The following is a 15,948-nucleotide window of genomic DNA, read 5'->3' on the forward strand; positions in this document are numbered from 1 at the left end:
GGAGTCGCGCGGGCTTGAAAAGGGGGTAGCCTGTCTCTTATGCACTCTCATCCACTTATCGGGGAAGTTTTCCGTGAAAAATAAACTGCCGGCAAAGAGCGCCATTTCTGTCGCCTTGATCCTGTTTCTGATGTCGTGCAGCGCGAAGGAGGCGGCGGCGCCAGGCCCTGCAGAAGAAGAGACCGCCCTCATTTCCGCGGAGGCCGGGAATGAGCCGGCGATTGAGTCCTTCTATGGTCCGATACTGGAACAACTCGACGAGGATATGCAGCAGTATGTGCAGAGCGGAAAAGTCTCGAACCTCGCCTACGCCTTGATCAAGGACGGAGACCGGATCCAATCCGGTTATTTCGGAACCCGCACCCTCAACGGGTCCGACCCGGTCGACGACCGAACAATCTATCGCATCGGCTCGATGACCAAGGCGGTGACAGCCGTCTCCCTTTTGATGCTGCTGGAGGAAGGCAAGTTCAGTCTGGACGATCCCATCACCCGGTTCCTGCCAGAATTGAACAATCTGCAAGTCACCCGGTCTTTCCAGTCTGGCAGCAGCGGAGGGCTGCGCCCGGCCGAGCGTGCGCCGACCATGCAGGAACTGCTGACCCATACCGCCGGCTTCGCCAATGGCGACGGCCAGACCGATTATGCCAACCGGGTTTTCCAACAGCGGGATGTCGAGGGTGCGACAACCAACGAGGAGTACCTGAAGCGTCTTTCCGGCGTGCCGCTGATGTACCAGCCGGGAACGGCCTGGTCCTATTCCGCCGCATCGGACCTGCAGGGCATAATCATTGAGCGCATTTCGGGCGAACGTCTCGGCGCTTTCATGAAACGCCGCATCTTTGATCCGCTGGGCATGGTCGATACCGGCTTCTCAGTCAGCGACGCCCAGCGCGACCGGCTGGCAGACGTCACCGCCTGGCCCCCGGGTCAGCCCCTGGCAAAGATTGAAGGTCCGATGCAGGACATGGACGCGGCTCACCTGCCCCGGGATGCTGGCGGCCATGGCCTTGTCTCGACCATCGCGGACTATGAGCGTTTTGCGGAGATGCTGCTGCATGAGGGGACGCTGGACGGCGAGAGGCTGCTCAACCCGGACTCGGTCCGCCTGCTCCGCACAAGCGGCACCGACTTTACCGATCCGGAAACCGGTTTCCCGATGTACCAGCCATTTCGCGGCACGCGCTTCGGCTTCGGGGTTGCAGTCGTCACGAACACGATCCGGTCGGGCCTCGGCGCGCCGGAAGGCACCTATTTCTGGGATGGGGCGTACGGAACCTGGTTCTGGATTGACCCCTATCACGACATCATCTTCATCGGCATGGTTCAGAACCTGTCTGCCAATCCGGTTATGCCGCGGAAAACGGCGATGACAGATGTCTATCATGCCCTGTTCACAGACTATTTCCCCTCCAATCCGGTGGTTGAGGAAGACCTGCCTGAATAACCCTCCGGCCGCCTGATCACCGGCATTGACCCTCCACACAAACCTCCCATAGAGAATTAGTTACAAAAGAAATTAATTGCTCTGGGAGGAGCGCATGTTGAGTCTATCGAACTACGGGATGTCCCGTGAGCGGGGGTTTCTTGCGTCTTTCGATCCAGGAGCGGTGGAATTGCCCCTCCGGCTGCAGCCCGTCCGGGAGATGGCGCGCGCAATCCCCCAATTGATCTGCACCGGCCGGGTTCGGGCCTTGCTGGAACGGTTGCCCCTGATGGATCTGAATGAGTTCTGCGCCACGGCGAGCGAAGCTGAACAGCGGATCGCCATGCTGCATTATTCCTTCATGGTGCAAACCTATGTCTGGGGCGAAGCGGAAGCCCCGCGCGCCCTGCCCGCCTGCCTGGCAGTACCAATCTGGCAGCTCGGCAAGAGCCTCGGCCAGCCGCCGCTGCTCCCCTATTCCTCCTATACGCTTGAAAACTGGACCCTCATCGATCCGGCCGGGCCGATCGATTTGTCGAATGTGCGCGTCCTCCAGCACTTCGACGGCGGTATGGACGAGGCATGGTTCATACTCATCCATGTCGCCATTGAAGCCCGGGCCGGCGAAATGCTGGACGAGGCACTGAATCTGATCGGGGCCGCGGACGCTGCTGACCCAGCCGAAGCGGGGCGTTGCCTCGCCGCTATGTCTCTGGCCTGGGACGACGTGAACGCGATCTTCGACCGGATGCCCGAGCGATGCGACCCCTATTGCTATTTTCACCGCGTCCGCCCGTGGATCCATGGCTGGAAGGACAATCCCGCGCTGGGAGATGGTCTCATCTACGATGGCGTTGAGGAAACTGGTGGTGCGCCACAGGCCTTCCGTGGGCAGACAGGGTCGCAGTCTTCCATTGTCCCTGCCATGGATGCGCTACTGAGCGTCGGCCATGCCGCCGACCCGCTGCGGAGTTTTCTGGACGAACTGCATGCCTACCGGCCGCCCGCACACAGGCGCTTTATCGAAGACATCCGTGCAGCGAGCAAAGTCCGGAACTTCATCGAACATTCCGGGGCACCGGACCTGAAGACGCTCTATAACGACAATGTCTCGAAACTCGCACGTTTTCGGACGCGGCATCTCGAATATGCAGCGAGCTACATCAACAAGCAGGCAAGCCACAATGCAGGCAATGACCCGGATGTCGGGACCGGCGGGACTCCGTTCATGAAGTACCTGAAGAAGCACCGCGACGAAGCAGAGGCGCACCTGCTGCCAGTCTAGGCCTTAATCGACACAGATCGACTGACCGGCCTTGCCATCTTCAATGGTGGTGTAGCATCCGAACGGGGCGTCATTGGCCTGGCAAACACCCTCAACCGGAGTGCCGGAGGCAACCGAGCCGGCCTCACCTGCCAGACGGCACTCGCCGAGACAATCGTCGCTGCCGGAGCAGGCCTTGCCGGCGTCCGTGAACGTTTGAATGCAGTGCTGCCAGCCCATCCGCCCCGCCTGCTGGACGACACCGCCAGCCGCTTCACATCTGGCCTGTTCGGCCGGTGTCGCAAACTGCGATGCAAACTGGATGCGTTCATAAGGCGGCATGGAGCTGCCAAAGTCCGGATTGGCCGCATGATAGTCACGAAGCGCACTGCAGGCGGCGACCAGAACGATCGCCGCCCCGATTAAGATCAGCCTTCCAGGCTTCATCCAGGAAACCTTTCGAAGGACGGAATGCCCTCGGGGATGTGATGGAAGCTTGGCGCGTCGGCCGTTTGCATCACGACGTGCGGCTGGCCGAACAGGCTTGTATCGTCAAGCGTTCCCACTTTCAGGATCACCGCGTCCGGCAGCGCGGGCGAACGGGTCAGGATATGCGTCCCGCAATTCCCGCAGAATTCCCGGGTGACGGAGTGTTCAAGGTCATTGCGCTTGAATTTTTTCGGCTCTCCCTTGGTATAGCGGAATCCGGCCGTTGGCATGGCCATGAAATCGTTCGCCTGCCCGCCTGTAATGTACTGGCATTCGCGGCAATGGCATTCGCCTTTCATAACGGGCTCGCCGTCCGCCTCGTATCGTATTTCACCGCAATAGCAGCCGCCAGTCGTGGTCATGTCGTATCCTCCCGATGTGTTGCCATCATTGTGAAACGTCAGGTGACGCGGCGCAAGCGGCAGTTAATTGGAACCGAACATGGCCCTCAGGCATAGATATTGCGGAGGGAGTTGTAGCGAAAGAACGGAAAAGCCTGCTCCTATGCCTGCAGCCAGCTCATTTAACCGCACGATCACCGGCACGTCAGACGTGTCCGTGGATGATGCGATTGCCCGGACGCTGACCGTGGCACGAGACGGTTATGGAGAGCCTGACTGGTTCGATGTCGTGACGGCCCGCGGGTTCATCTCAAATGGCCAGGTGACGCACTATCAGGTGACCCTGAAACTCGGTTACGAGGCTGCCAGCAAGGCAGCGGACGCGGAAGACTTCTATTTTCAGCGCGCCTGCGGTGGAAGACGTCCCCCGGGCAACCATCACACCATCGAAGCACGGCTTTGATTTACGCTGCCAGGCTGGAGTGCCGCCTGTTCTAAGGGTGTGTCACAACTGGATATCTCACATACCAGTATAAATACCTTACCCTTCGGGTGAGGAGTTTCCCAACGCCTAAAAAGCCAGATTCTGTAATAAACACTGGGCATCTAAGACCTTGAGCCGCTGTCTGGTCCAGGAATTGCCAATAGAACGGCAATTCTTGTGTAATCCAGGGGCAGGTTGAGACACGTGCGAGGCTTTGGTCGTCTAAAACTCACTTCTATCGGGCTGATGGACTATGTCAGCTCGCCGAATTTGAGGAATACCCTGCTGGTCAACGGCTTCTGGCGCAGTGGCACCACATGGCTGCAGCAGACGCTCGTCGATGCGATGGATGCCAAATCGCTTTTTGAGCCGTTCTCGCCCGCAGCCGGACATCAATGGGACCAGTTGGGCCGCCCGGTCTCCGAAGCGAGCCGGAATGTCTATATGCCCCTGTCAGACAACTGCCTGACCCCGCGGGACCGGATCAAGCTGCACCTCGCGCTGAGAGGCGTCGGCACGCATGGTTACACTCATTTTCTGAGGCATTCCGGAAACCGGGCCTGGTCCCGTGCACTGGTGGTGAAGTTCACCCAATTGGGCTTCGTCCTGGATGAGGTCGCTGACACTCATCACATCCCGATCATTCACATCCGGAGAAATCCGGCGGCCATTTATGCCAGCTTCAAGGAAACGGACTGGTCGTGGCGGTTTGAGGATGTGCGCTTCAAGCAGACCTACAGCCTGCAGGACTTCACTAAAGGCACCGCAGAATACGAACGCGCAGACACCCTGCTCCGGTTCGACAAATCCCCGGTCCATCGCCTGGCCGCATTGTGGAGCCTCAGCGAACGCGCCGCACAACAAAGCATCATTTCAGGCAAGGCACACCTTGTCCGGTATGAAGACATCGTCGGACAGGGCCCTGGCATTCTGAACCGGTTGAACATTTCATCCGTGAACATCGCATCCAATGACACGGCAAGCCCGGTCACAAATTCCGGCCGTGAAACCCTGACGGTCACAGAGCGCCTGAATGACTGGAAGAAACGCCTGACCCGGTCGGAGATCGATTGCATCAAATCGGTTTCAAAAGACCTGTTCCCAGACAACGGGTACTTCCAGGCACTCCCCTCCCCGCTCGGGGAAGATCGCTCCAAAATCGGCTGATCCCGCTCAGCCCGCTTTGCGCGAGCCTCGAAACCCCTTTGCCACGACGAAGATTTCCGGACTGCCGGCCCGGCTGGCTGGCGGCTTGATGTGCTTCACGCTGGTGAAATTGGCTTTCAGAAGATCCAGCACTTCCTTGGTTGCACCGCCCTGAAAAACCTTTGAACAAAAGGTTCCGCCCGGCGCGAGATGCTCGACGGCGAAAGCCGCCGCCATTTCGACGAGGGCGACGGTACGCAGGTGGTCGGTCTGCTTGTGCCCGGTCGTGTTCGCCGCCATGTCGGACAGGACGAGATCGGGCGGACCGGTCAGCCCCTTCATGAGTTCGGCCACGTCGCCCGGTTCGTTGATGTCGCCCTGGACAATATGCACACCCGCCAGGGGCTCCACCGGCAGAAGGTCGATTCCGGCAATCTCGCTGGCGCCTTTTATCCCGGCCACCTGAAGCCATCCGCCAGGGGCGCATCCCAGATCGACGACGCGCTGGCCACGCCGGAACAGATGCAGTTTCTCTTCAATCTCCAGCAGCTTGTATGCTGCGCGGGCGCGATAACCTTCCGATCTTGCTTTCTGGACGTAGGGATCCTGAAGTTGCCGTTCGATCCAGCGTTTGGAGCTTTCGTTCTTTGCTCTGTGCGCAATGATCTTGCGTTCGCCCATCCGCCGGCCGGATGTGCCGCGCTTGTCGGAGGGGCCTTTCCAGCGGCGTTTTTCATCATCCGTCATGGGGAGACCTCTGCGGTGGGGGAATTGCCGTCTTTTGCGGGGCCGGAGCCGGCATCTGCGGATTTGTTCCGGCCGGACCGGCGGCGAGTGCCGCGTTTCCGCGGGCTCTTGCCGCCATACATCATCGACAGCAAGAGGCCTTCGCGCAGTCCCCGGTCGCCGACGCGCAAGCGATCCCCTGGAAATGCATCCCAGATCGACTGCATGATGGCACAGCCGGACAGCATCAGGCTGGCACGTTCTTCCCCGATGGTCGGCAGGGTCGCCCGGCCGTCCAGCCCGAGGTCGCGCAACAATTTCACCGCGGCGTCTGCCTCTTCCCGGCTCATCCAGCTGCCATCTACCTTGTCGCGCCGGTAACGATCGAGCTTCAGGTGAACCCCTGCAAGGCAGGTGACTGTCCCGGATGTGCCGATCAGATGAGAGCCTTCCTGCGTCATGGCGCGGCTGACGCGCTCGGTGCCCTTCCAGGCGGAAATCACTTTACCGCAATAATCCAGCATGGCGGGGAACGCCTCTTCTTCCGGCAGGTGCCCGAAGCGATCATGAAGCGTCACGACGCCCAGTGGCAGGCTGGTCCAGTCCTGAATCGGTGCGCGTTTGACGAGCCCGTGTGAGCCACCTTCGCGGGCCACTTTTGCGTTCACCCAGGACAGTTCGGTCGATCCGCCGCCAATGTCGATGACCAGCACGGTCTTTGCGTCATCGCCCATCAGGTCGTGGCAACCAATGGTAGCGAGGCGGGCCTCTTCCTTGGCGTTGATGATCTTGAAGGTCAGGCCGGTTTCTTCGTGCACGCGGCGGATGAAGTCAGCCCCGTTCTCGGCCTGGCGGCAGGCTTCGGTCGCAATGCAGCGCACCCGGCCGACACCATTGTTTTTAAGCTTTCCGCGAATCGCCTTCAGCGCATCCAGGGCGCGCTCGATCGCGGCTTCTGACAGCCGGCCGGTTTCGTGAAGCCCTTCGCCCAGACGCGCAATCTGTGAATGCGAGTCTACGACGCGGAAGGATTTCCCCCACGGCTCCGCCACGAGCAGGCGGCAATTATTGGTTCCAAGGTCAACAGCCGCATAAAGCGGTCCATTGCGCCCTTTGCGCGAACTTCGCCGGTTTCCCCGGCGGTTCGCCGCTTTTTTGTCAGCCATGATGTGGCCCAAACTGAAATCTTGAGGCAATCTCTACCACAGGAGACGTAAATGACCAGTAGACGTGGGCTGTTTGGATGGTTGACCGGGGGGCGTAGCCGCAAGAGCAGGCAGTCCGCCGAAGCGCCATATGTGCTGGATCGTCCCGTTGACCGTAACGTCAGCTACAATGCGGTTTCCACCTTCACGGCAAAATACCAGATCGGCCAGGTCGTTCGTCACCGTCATTTCCCGTTCCGTGGCATTATCTTCGATGTGGACCCACAATTCGCGAACACCGATGAATGGTATGAAGCCATTCCGGAAGAGGTGCGCCCCCGCAAGGACCAGCCCTTCTACCACCTGTTCGCCGAGAATGAGCGCACCCACTACATCGCCTACGTGTCTGAGCAGAACCTTGTGCCGGATGACTCCGCGCAACCGCTCAGCCATCCCGACATTCAGGAATGGTTCAACGTGACGTCGCGCGGAACCTATGAGCTGAAAAAGGGCGTCGCCAACTAGGCGTCAGTTTGTCGGGCCATTGTCAGGCCTGTCACCATTTTCCAGAATGACGATCACTTCATCCCAATGCGCCAGCGCCTCGGTATCTCCCTGAGCCGCAACTTCCGCTGCGCGCAGCGTCGCAATCACAGCCGCATCTTCGCCGTATTGGGCCGAAAGCTGGGCAGCAATTCGGGCGGCCTCGCTCATGTTTCGCCAGCCTTGGCGCGGGCGATCGCCGCTGTTGTGGACTGGCCATCGAGTGTTGGCACGATGTGTACGGTTCCGCCGCGCGCGAGCACCACATCCGCGCCGATAATCGTGTCCAGCGTATAGTCGCCACCTTTCACGAGAAGATCCGGCTGCAGGGCTTCGATCAGAGCTGCGGGCGTATCGTCTTCGAAGACGACCACGGCATCGACAGCACTGAGGCCCGACAGCACACGTGCGCGGGACTCTGCGTCGTTTACCGGACGTGTCGGCCCCTTCAGCCGCCGGACCGACGCGTCGGAGTTCAGACCGACGATCAGACGTCCGCACCGGCTCTTGGCCTCCTCCAGAACCTTGAGATGTCCGGGGTGAAGGATATCGAAACAGCCATTGGTGAAGCCAACCGTGAGGCCCGCTTCACGCCAGATCGAGACCTGAGATATGGCCGTTTCAAGCGGGATATGGCTAACTCCGCCATGATCGAGCCCCATCTCAAGAGCACCGCGCAATTCGTCAGCCGACACAGTGGCTGTGCCGGATTTTCCGACCGCGATACCGGATGCCGCGATCGCAAGGTCGACCGCCTGGCTGAGCGTGCCTCCGCCGGCAAGCCCCAGCGCCAGCGCCGCAATGGACGTGTCCCCTGCTCCCGACACATCGTAGACTTCCCGCGCCTTTCCGGCCTTGTGGGTGACTTCACTGTCTTTTGTGATGAATGACATGCCCTTGGCCGCGCGGGTGACGACCACGGCTTTCGCCGGCAATGTCTTCGCGGCAGCGGCCAGCGCGGCAGCGGCATCCTGGTCGGTCTCGGTCGGCATGCCGAACGCATGTGCCAGTTCGTGACCGTTCGGTTTGAGCAGGTCGACCGCGCCATAGCGCCGGAAGTCACGCCCTTTCGGGTCGGCGATGACCGGAATGCCGAACGCTTCTCCTGCCTCCAACGCGGCCTTGATGACGCCGTCTGTCATCGCGCCTTTGGCGTAGTCCGACAGGATGATGAGGGCGGCATCCGCCGCCACCTCGTGAAGTGCGGAGACGAGCTCGGATTCGATGTCCTTCTCGATCCCGGCGACCTCTTCAGCATCGACTCGCAACAATTGCTGAGCGCCGGCGACGAAGCGGGTTTTGAGTGTGGTCGGCCGTCCGCGCATGGCGATGAGGTCCGCTTCGACATTCGGCAGCTTGCCCAGCAACGCCGCGAGTTCCCGGCCTTCGGCGTCGTCCCCGACCACACCGATCAGGGCCGTATGAAGTCCGAGTGAGGCCAGGTTGCGAGCAACATTTCCCGCGCCGCCGGGCATGGAGGCTTCCCGCGTGCGGCGCATGATCGGAACCGGCGCTTCCGGTGAAATTCGAGAGACATCGCCATAGACGAAGCGATCGAGCATGACGTCGCCGACACAGACGATTTTCCGCCCTGCCGCAGACGCGATCAGGTCAATGAGGGATGCGCGCGCCATCAGCTGTACGCCGCGCCCGCCAGAAGGGAATCGGTCATGCTCTTCTCCGGTTTTTCTGAGGATATAGCCGCTGGCGGGGTGACGTAAAAGGTGAAGCCGCATGCCGGATGGATCCAAACCGGCTCGCGGTACGTATGTTTTCCGACACCGGAAACATCAGGAAAAGCGCCCTGCCTGCCTCTGCACCCCCCATTATCGTCTGGTTCCGGGAAGATCTGAGGCTTTCCGACAATCCGGCCCTGCATGCCGCCGTCAGGCAGGAGCGCCCAATCGTCTGCCTGTACATACACATGAACGGAGAAAATGCCGGACGCCCGTTGGGGGGCGCCTCGCAATGGTGGCTCGACAAATCTCTGAAAGCATTCTCGCGCGATATCGAACAGCTGGGTGGACAGCTGACGGTCCAGGCAGGCGATGGCAGCGCCTGCCTGGACAGGGTAATCGATGAAACCGGTGCAGACACGGTCTACTGGAACCGCCGTTACGCCGCCGCAGAGCGCGATGCTGATGCTGAAATCAAAGCTCACCTCAAGGATCGGGGAATTGATGCCGAAAGCTTCAACGCCCGCCTGTTGGTGGAACCCTGGGTATTGAAGACCGGATCGGGGGGATTCTACAAAGTCTTCACCCCCTTCTGGAAAGCGCTGCGCGCCTGCTACGAAGCGCCCGCCGCGCTTCCCCGTCCGAAGAGTCTGACGGGCCCGGCGCCCGAAACGCTCAGGATAGATGATCTGGGCCTGCATCCTGAGAAGCCTGATTGGTCGACAGGGTTCGACGCAATCTGGTCTCCGGGCGAAACCGGCGCGCTGAACCGCTTGAACGCATTTCTGGACGGGCCGGTCGAGGCCTACCCGGAAGAACGAGACCATCCTGGCAAGGAAGATGGCACATCCGGTTTGTCGCCCCATTTGAGGTTCGGAGAAATCGGACCGGCACAAATCTGGCGTACGGTCACATCGGCCATGGAAGCTGGCCGGATCAGTGAGGACGGTGGTTGGAAATTCCTGTCCGAGATCGTCTGGCGCGAATTCTCCTACGTGCTGCTCTACTACCGGCCAGACCTCGCCGAGGCGAACTACAATTCAGATTTTGATCACATGCCATGGCGCACCGACGAGCCCGCACTGAAAGCATGGCAGACCGGACAGACAGGCTATCCAATCGTTGATGCGGGTATGCGGCAATTGTGGGAAACCGGCTGGATGCACAACCGTGTCCGGATGATTGTGGCCTCCTTTCTCACCAAGCATCTCTTGCTAAACTGGCAGAACGGCGAGGCTTGGTTCTGGGATACCCTGGTGGATGCCGACCCCGCATCGAACCCGGCGAGCTGGCAATGGACGGCCGGATCCGGCGCCGATGCGGCGCCCTATTTCCGCGTTTTCAATCCGATCACCCAAGGACAGAAATTCGACGCCGACGGCGCCTATGTGCGGCGCTGGTGTCCAGAAATTGCGGGCCTGCCTGACAAGCATCTTCATTCCCCGTGGACTGCAGACGAGCAAACTTTGTCCCGTGCAGGCATTACACTCGGGGAAGACTACCCATGCCCTCTGGTGGACCACAAATCCGCGCGGGAACGGGCTCTGGAAGCGTACGAAACCCTGAAATCTCAACGCACAAACGCTTAAGGCTGGACCACTATGAAGCAGGAATTTCCGGAAATGGTTGGATTCGAAGGGTCGTTCTGGCAAGGTGGCACCCAGTCCCTGTTGGAAGAGGGAGATGCAATGACCGGGATGATTAAAGCTTCACCCAACGCGATCCGGACCCTGAATAATGTTCCGGCAAGCTTCAGAATTGCCTGCCTGGCCCTTCTCAATACACAGCACGGCACCCTGGAATTCAGATTGCCCGATGGAAGGCAACTCCTGTTCAAGAACAGTCAGCCGGGTCCGCATGCGGTGATATCCGTGCACGACTTTAATTTTGTCAAACGTGCGATGGCTGGCGGAGATGTCGGCTTTGCCGAGGCCTATATGGATGGCGAATGGTCTACGCCAGACTTGACGGAAGTCCTTCGCTTCTTCTCTGCCAATTTCGAGGCAACCGGCAAGCTGGCTGTCGGTGGTGCGGTTGTCCGCTGGGTCAACATGGTTCGCCATGTCTTTTCAAGCCGGAACACGCGCGAAGGCGCAAAGAAGAATATCGAGGCGCACTACGACCTCGGGAACGATTTCTATTCCTTGTGGCTCGATCCCTCGATGACTTACTCTTCTGCGGTTTTCGAAAACCAGAACATGACCTTGGAACAAGGACAGCAGGCGAAATATCGGAACATCTGTGATCGGATTGGTGCCGGGCCGACGAGCGAAATCCTCGAGATCGGATGCGGCTGGGGCGGGTTTGCAGAGTTCGCCGCGAAGCAACGCGGATCGAAAGTAACGTGTCTCACGATCTCCCCTTCCCAACGCGATTATGCGATGCAACGGATGCAACGAGAAGGCCTCAACGAGCGGGTTGAAATCCGGCTGGAGGACTACCGCGATCATGCTGGAAAGTATGATGGCGTCGCTTCAATCGAAATGTTCGAAGCCGTCGGCGAATCCTACTGGCCCAGCTATTTCGCGAAGATTTTTGAAACACTGAAAGACGGCGGCAAGGCCGCGTTGCAGATCATCACAATCGACGACGACCTGTTCCCCAGATACCGCAAGCGCGTCGACTTCATCCAGCGCCACATCTTCCCCGGTGGCATGCTGCCCAGTGAGAAAGCGCTCAAGGAACAATTCCATCTGGCCGGTCTGCGCCATGACGGCGTGACCTATTTCGGACAGGATTACGCCCGCACCTGCCGTGAATGGTCCCGCGCGTTCAATGATGCCTGGGAGCAGATTTCCAAACTCGGCTTTGACGAGCCTTTCCGGCGCATGTGGAACTTTTACCTCGCCTATTGCGAAGCGGGCTTTTCGGATGCCCGCATCAATGTCGGCCAGTTCCAGCTGTCCAAGGCCTGACCAATACACGGCAATTCAAATTCATCCCAACGGGCCAAGACAAGGGCGGCATTATGCAGGCGGTCATAATCGGTGCTGGCGGCGGCATAGGTGCAGCGCTTGTCGCGCAATGCGCTGCAGATCCCGCAATCGAAAAACTCCACATCGTTTCCCGTCATCCGGCTGCCTCACGGGGAAAGATCAGTTCATATTCAGCTGACATCACGAACGAGACCAGCCTCGCGGAATTGGCCAACGTTCTGAAACGTGAGACCGACCTGAGGCTCATTCTGGTCGCGACCGGAATTCTGTCCGACGGCGATAAACTTCAGCCTGAAAAGTCACTTCGCCACCAGTCAGCGGACGCCTTTGATCAGGTGTTCCGTATAAATACGTTTGGGCCAGCCCTGGTCGCCAAGCACCTGCTTCCCATCATGCCGCGCCGGGGGCGTGCAGTTTTTGCCGCTTTAACGGCCCGTGTCGGCTCGATCGGCGATAACCGTCTGGGCGGGTGGCATGCCTATCGTGCCTCGAAAGCCGCGCTCAACATGCTTATCCGGAATTACGGGATTGAACAGGCGCGCCTCAATCCGGATTTCATCGTCGCCGGGCTTCATCCCGGAACCGTTGACACGTCCCTGTCCCGCCCATTCCAGAAGAATGTGCCCGACCAGCAGCTTTTCTCGCCTACTGAGTCAGCAAAACACCTCTTGCGAGTCATCGACGGCCTGACGCCGGCCGATAGCGGCAAGTGCTTCGACTGGGCGGGAAAAGAGATACCTGCCTAGACCAGACGGCTCTGTTTGACGGCCGCTTCGATGAAGCTTGCGAACAGAGGATGCGGCTGGAACGGGCGGGATTTCAGTTCCGGATGATACTGAACCCCAATGAACCAGGGATGCGTCGGAATCTCGAATATCTCTGGCAATGTGCCATCCGGTGACTTTCCGGAGAACAGCCCGCCAGCCTTTTCCAGCGCATCCATATAGGCTGCGTTGACCTCATACCGGTGACGGTGGCGTTCGGATATATCCAGAGCCCCATAGATCTCCGCGACCTTGCTGCCCTCCGTCAGGCGGGCCGGGTAAGCGCCAAGGCGCATCGTGCCGCCCTTGTCGGTATTCTCGTCGCGCGTCACTTTTTCGTTGCCTTTGGTCCATTCCTCCATGAGGCCAACGAGCGGCGATTTTGTCTTTGGTTCGTTTTCAGTCGTGTTTGCGTCTTCAATGCCAGCCATGTGGCGGGCCGCCTCGATCACGGACATCTGCATGCCGTAGCAGATGCCGAAACACGGCACCTTCCGCTCCCGGGCGAACCGTGCCGCCCGCATCTTGCCGTGCGCCCCGCGTTCGCCGAACCCGCCCGGCAGGATAATGCCGTGCACGCCTTCCAGAATGTCCAGCGGACGATGCTCATCATCAAACTCTTCGGAATTGATGAGTTTCACCTCGACCTTGACGTTATTGGCCAGGCCGCCATGGCTGAGGGCCTCGGCAACCGACTTATAAGCGTCGGGAACATCGGTGTATTTTCCGACAAGGCCGATACAGACCTCGCCATCGGGATTGTGGATCGTGTTGGCGATCTTTTGCCAGCCTGAAAGGTCGGGCTCCGGCGCGTCATCGATCCGGAAGTGCGCCAGCACTTCCTTGTCGAGTCCCTGCGCGTGATACGCTTCGGGCACATCGTAGATATGACGCACGTCACGCGCTTCGATCACGCTGGACGGACGGACGTTACAGAAGCTGGCGATCTTGCCTTTTTCGTTCTCCGGGATCGGGCGGTCACACCGGCACAGGAGCACCTGTGGCTGGATACCGATGGAGCGGAGTTCTTTCACCGAGTGCTGGGTCGGCTTGGTCTTCATCTCGCCGGCGGCCGGAATATAGGGCAGCAGTGTCAGGTGGATGAAGCAGGCGCGGTCCGGCCCCAGTTCCTGGCCGAGCTGGCGGATGGCTTCAAAGAACGGCAGGCCTTCGATGTCGCCGACTGTCCCGCCAATTTCACAGAGCACGAAATCAACGCCCTCTCCCGGATCGGAGAGGACGAAGTCCTTGATCTCGTTTGTGACGTGCGGAATGACCTGGATTGTCGCGCCGAGATAGTCGCCGCGGCGCTCTTTCTCGATGATATGCTTGTAAATCCGTCCGGTGGTGATGTTGTCCGACTGCCGTGCAGACACGCCCGTGAAACGCTCGTAGTGGCCCAGATCGAGATCGGTCTCGGCACCATCGTCGGTGACGAACACCTCGCCATGCTGGCGGGGACTCATCGTGCCGGGATCGACGTTCAGATACGGATCGAGTTTGCGCAAACGGACACCATAGCCGCGAGATTGCAGCAATGCGCCGAGGGCGGCGGAAGCGATACCCTTTCCAAGGGAGGACACCACGCCGCCGGTAATGAAAATATAGCGGATCATGGGAGCACCCTGATGCCGTGATTCGGGTTTGCCTGGCGCGCCAAAAACAGGCGCAAACGAGAATTATTGGGGATTGCTGCTTTCAGGAGCAGGTGTTTCCGGCTCTGCTGCAGCATCACCCTCGCTTTCTACTGTGTCTGGGGCCGTTTCCGGCACGGCCACGCTGTCATCCGACAGGCCCGCCTGCCCGGAGAGCAGCGGCGCCGACGGATCGAACAGATCTGTTGGAGCACTTGGAGACGGAGCAGAATCTTCCGGAGCCAGTACCCGCTCAATATCCGACCGGTTGTCAGTGCTGCGATTGGCCAGCGTCGTCAGCGCCAGGCTGGTCGTGAAGAAGATTGCCCCGAAAAGAATTGTCGAACGCACGACAGCGCCGGCGGCACCACGGCCTGACAGCAGGGAATTCGAGCCACCACCGCCGCCGCCGATTCCGAGACCGCCGCCTTCAGACTTCTGGACCAGCACCAGCCCGATCATGACCAGGCTGGCGAGGATGTGGATCACGAGGATAACGTTCTGCATGACAAATCCGATACGTTTCGTCCAAGGCGCCCGCATATAGGGAATGCGCGCGCAGGCCAAGTGCTGCCTTCAGTCAGAATGGTGAATCAGGCTTTTGCGTAAATGGCGAGGAAATCCGTCGCCTTCAAGCTTGCGCCGCCAATCAAACCGCCATTGACGTTTTTAACCGCCAGAAGATCGCCTGCATTGTCCGGCTTCATGCTGCCGCCATACAGGATTGGAATGAGGTCGGCGGCCGCGCCATAAACATCCGCCAGGCAGCTGCGCAGGGCATTATGCATTTCATCGACGGCCTCGACCGTGGCGACATTGCCTGTCCCGATTGCCCAGACAGGCTCGTAGGCGATCACGACGCTCTCGGCCGATGCCCCTTCCGGAAGTGACTCACGCAGCATGCCGGTGACCACTTCAAGTGCCTTGCCACTGTCCCGCTCTGCGGCCGTTTCGCCGACACAGATGATCGGCGTGATGCCTGCTCGGAGGGCGGCGGCGGCCTGTGACGCGACAATCTCGCTCGTTTCGTCATGGTCGGCGCGGCGTTCCGAATGGCCTACAATCACATAGGATGCGCCTGCATCAGCCAGCATTTCTGCAGAAACGTCGCCGGTGTGAGCGCCCTTTTCATTGGTGTGGCAAGTCTCCCCGCCGATATTCAGTGCCGACTCCCGCGCTTGGTCGGCAGCCTGCATCAAAAGCGTAGCCGGAACGCAGATCAACGCCTCGACATTTTCCTTCGCCGGGGTAACCCCGCCAGCAATCGCAGTGATTTCCACCAGCGAGGCGCGAAGCCCGTTCATTTTCCAATTCCCGGCAATAAGTGTCCGTGCCATCAGCGTTACCTATCTTGATTGACTTTGCCGGGTCGCC

Annotated in this window: 17 protein-coding genes; 8 read left to right on the forward strand and 9 right to left on the reverse strand. The window is 59.7% G+C overall.

The genetic code is table 11. The features are described 5' to 3' along the window. Window positions 1-73: 73 nt before the first annotated feature. Entirely contained in the window at window positions 74-1,447 is a 1,374-nt protein-coding gene (locus tag HAD_RS13230; protein WP_051596298.1) for a serine hydrolase domain-containing protein, read from the forward strand. 94 nt (window positions 1,448-1,541) lie between these two features. Continuing rightward, entirely contained in the window at window positions 1,542-2,711 is a 1,170-nt protein-coding gene (locus HAD_RS13235; protein WP_035572481.1) for a PrnB family protein, read from the forward strand. A gap of 3 nt (window positions 2,712-2,714) precedes the next feature. Here the strand turns inward: HAD_RS13235 and HAD_RS13240 are convergent, their stop codons facing one another. Next, the gene (locus HAD_RS13240; protein ID WP_035572482.1) at window positions 2,715-3,137 is read right to left on the reverse strand and encodes a hypothetical protein; all 423 of its coding nucleotides are present in this window, start codon (window positions 3,135-3,137) and stop codon (window positions 2,715-2,717) included. Continuing rightward, a complete protein-coding gene (locus tag HAD_RS13245) occupies window positions 3,134-3,541 on the reverse strand; it encodes a GFA family protein (RefSeq protein WP_035572483.1) in 408 nt (135 codons plus the stop codon). Before HAD_RS13245 ends, HAD_RS13240 begins: the two co-directional genes overlap by 4 nt. A gap of 142 nt (window positions 3,542-3,683) precedes the next feature. On the opposite strand from HAD_RS13245, the gene HAD_RS13250 reads away from it, so the two are divergent. Then, complete coding sequence (locus HAD_RS13250) at window positions 3,684-3,983, forward strand: dodecin family protein (RefSeq protein ID WP_084331967.1); 300 nt, start codon at window positions 3,684-3,686, stop codon at window positions 3,981-3,983. A gap of 267 nt (window positions 3,984-4,250) precedes the next feature. Then, window positions 4,251-5,171: a sulfotransferase gene (locus HAD_RS13255; protein WP_035572484.1), complete on the forward strand. Its 921-nt coding sequence runs from the start codon at window positions 4,251-4,253 to the stop codon at window positions 5,169-5,171. Between the two features lie 6 nt (window positions 5,172-5,177). Here HAD_RS13255 and HAD_RS13260 read toward each other — a convergent pair whose 3' ends face one another. Together HAD_RS13260 and HAD_RS13265 are read right to left on the reverse strand one after the other, a co-directional pair. Further along, window positions 5,178-5,897, reverse strand: coding sequence for an RlmE family RNA methyltransferase (locus HAD_RS13260; RefSeq protein ID WP_035572487.1), 720 nt, complete (start codon window positions 5,895-5,897; stop codon window positions 5,178-5,180). Then, window positions 5,894-7,042, reverse strand: a complete 1,149-nt coding sequence (locus HAD_RS13265) for a Ppx/GppA phosphatase family protein (RefSeq protein WP_051596330.1) — start codon at window positions 7,040-7,042, stop codon at window positions 5,894-5,896. Before HAD_RS13265 ends, HAD_RS13260 begins: the two co-directional genes overlap by 4 nt. 135 nt (window positions 7,043-7,177) lie before the next feature. On the opposite strand from HAD_RS13265, the gene hspQ reads away from it, so the two are divergent. Continuing rightward, entirely contained in the window at window positions 7,178-7,546 is a 369-nt protein-coding gene (hspQ, locus tag HAD_RS13270) for a heat shock protein HspQ (protein ID WP_051596331.1), read from the forward strand. 3 nt (window positions 7,547-7,549) lie between these two features. Here hspQ and HAD_RS13275 read toward each other — a convergent pair whose 3' ends face one another. Then, window positions 7,550-7,735 (reverse strand): hypothetical protein, encoded by a 186-nt coding sequence (locus HAD_RS13275; RefSeq protein WP_035572489.1) that lies wholly within the window; start codon window positions 7,733-7,735, stop codon window positions 7,550-7,552. After that, entirely contained in the window at window positions 7,732-9,198 is a 1,467-nt protein-coding gene (gene rfaE2 / locus HAD_RS13280) for a D-glycero-beta-D-manno-heptose 1-phosphate adenylyltransferase (RefSeq protein ID WP_035572491.1), read from the reverse strand. The genes HAD_RS13275 and rfaE2 overlap by 4 nt, the downstream gene beginning before the upstream one ends. Before the next feature lie 134 nt (window positions 9,199-9,332). On the opposite strand from rfaE2, the gene HAD_RS13285 reads away from it, so the two are divergent. The 3 genes from HAD_RS13285 to HAD_RS13295 all read left to right on the forward strand — a co-directional run bounded on the left by HAD_RS13285 (window position 9,333) and on the right by HAD_RS13295 (window position 12,922). Beyond that, window positions 9,333-10,829 carry a cryptochrome/photolyase family protein gene (locus tag HAD_RS13285; RefSeq protein ID WP_051596299.1) on the forward strand — a complete coding sequence of 499 codons (1,497 nt, stop codon included), beginning with the start codon at window positions 9,333-9,335 and terminating at the stop codon, window positions 10,827-10,829. A gap of 282 nt (window positions 10,830-11,111) precedes the next feature. Next, a complete protein-coding gene (locus HAD_RS13290; protein WP_241765374.1) occupies window positions 11,112-12,155 on the forward strand; it encodes an SAM-dependent methyltransferase in 1,044 nt (347 codons plus the stop codon). 53 nt (window positions 12,156-12,208) lie between these two features. Continuing rightward, a complete protein-coding gene (locus HAD_RS13295; protein WP_035572492.1) occupies window positions 12,209-12,922 on the forward strand; it encodes an SDR family NAD(P)-dependent oxidoreductase in 714 nt (237 codons plus the stop codon). On the opposite strand, the gene HAD_RS13300 is transcribed toward HAD_RS13295, so the two are convergent. The 3 genes from HAD_RS13300 to tpiA all read right to left on the reverse strand — a co-directional run bounded on the left by HAD_RS13300 (window position 12,919) and on the right by tpiA (window position 15,911). Further along, a complete protein-coding gene (locus HAD_RS13300; RefSeq protein ID WP_035572494.1) occupies window positions 12,919-14,556 on the reverse strand; it encodes a CTP synthase in 1,638 nt (545 codons plus the stop codon). The two genes, HAD_RS13295 and HAD_RS13300, sit on opposite strands and share 4 nt — an antisense overlap. Window positions 14,557-14,619: 63 nt before the next feature. Further along, window positions 14,620-15,081, reverse strand: a complete 462-nt coding sequence (gene secG, locus HAD_RS13305; protein ID WP_035572929.1) for a preprotein translocase subunit SecG — start codon at window positions 15,079-15,081, stop codon at window positions 14,620-14,622. A gap of 86 nt (window positions 15,082-15,167) precedes the next feature. Continuing rightward, window positions 15,168-15,911, reverse strand: coding sequence for a triose-phosphate isomerase (gene tpiA / locus HAD_RS13310; protein WP_035572496.1), 744 nt, complete (start codon window positions 15,909-15,911; stop codon window positions 15,168-15,170). Window positions 15,912-15,948 lie beyond the last annotated feature (37 nt).

Source organism: Hyphomonas adhaerens MHS-3, assembly GCF_000685235.1.
Classification (GTDB): Bacteria; Pseudomonadota; Alphaproteobacteria; order Caulobacterales; family Hyphomonadaceae; genus Hyphomonas; species Hyphomonas adhaerens.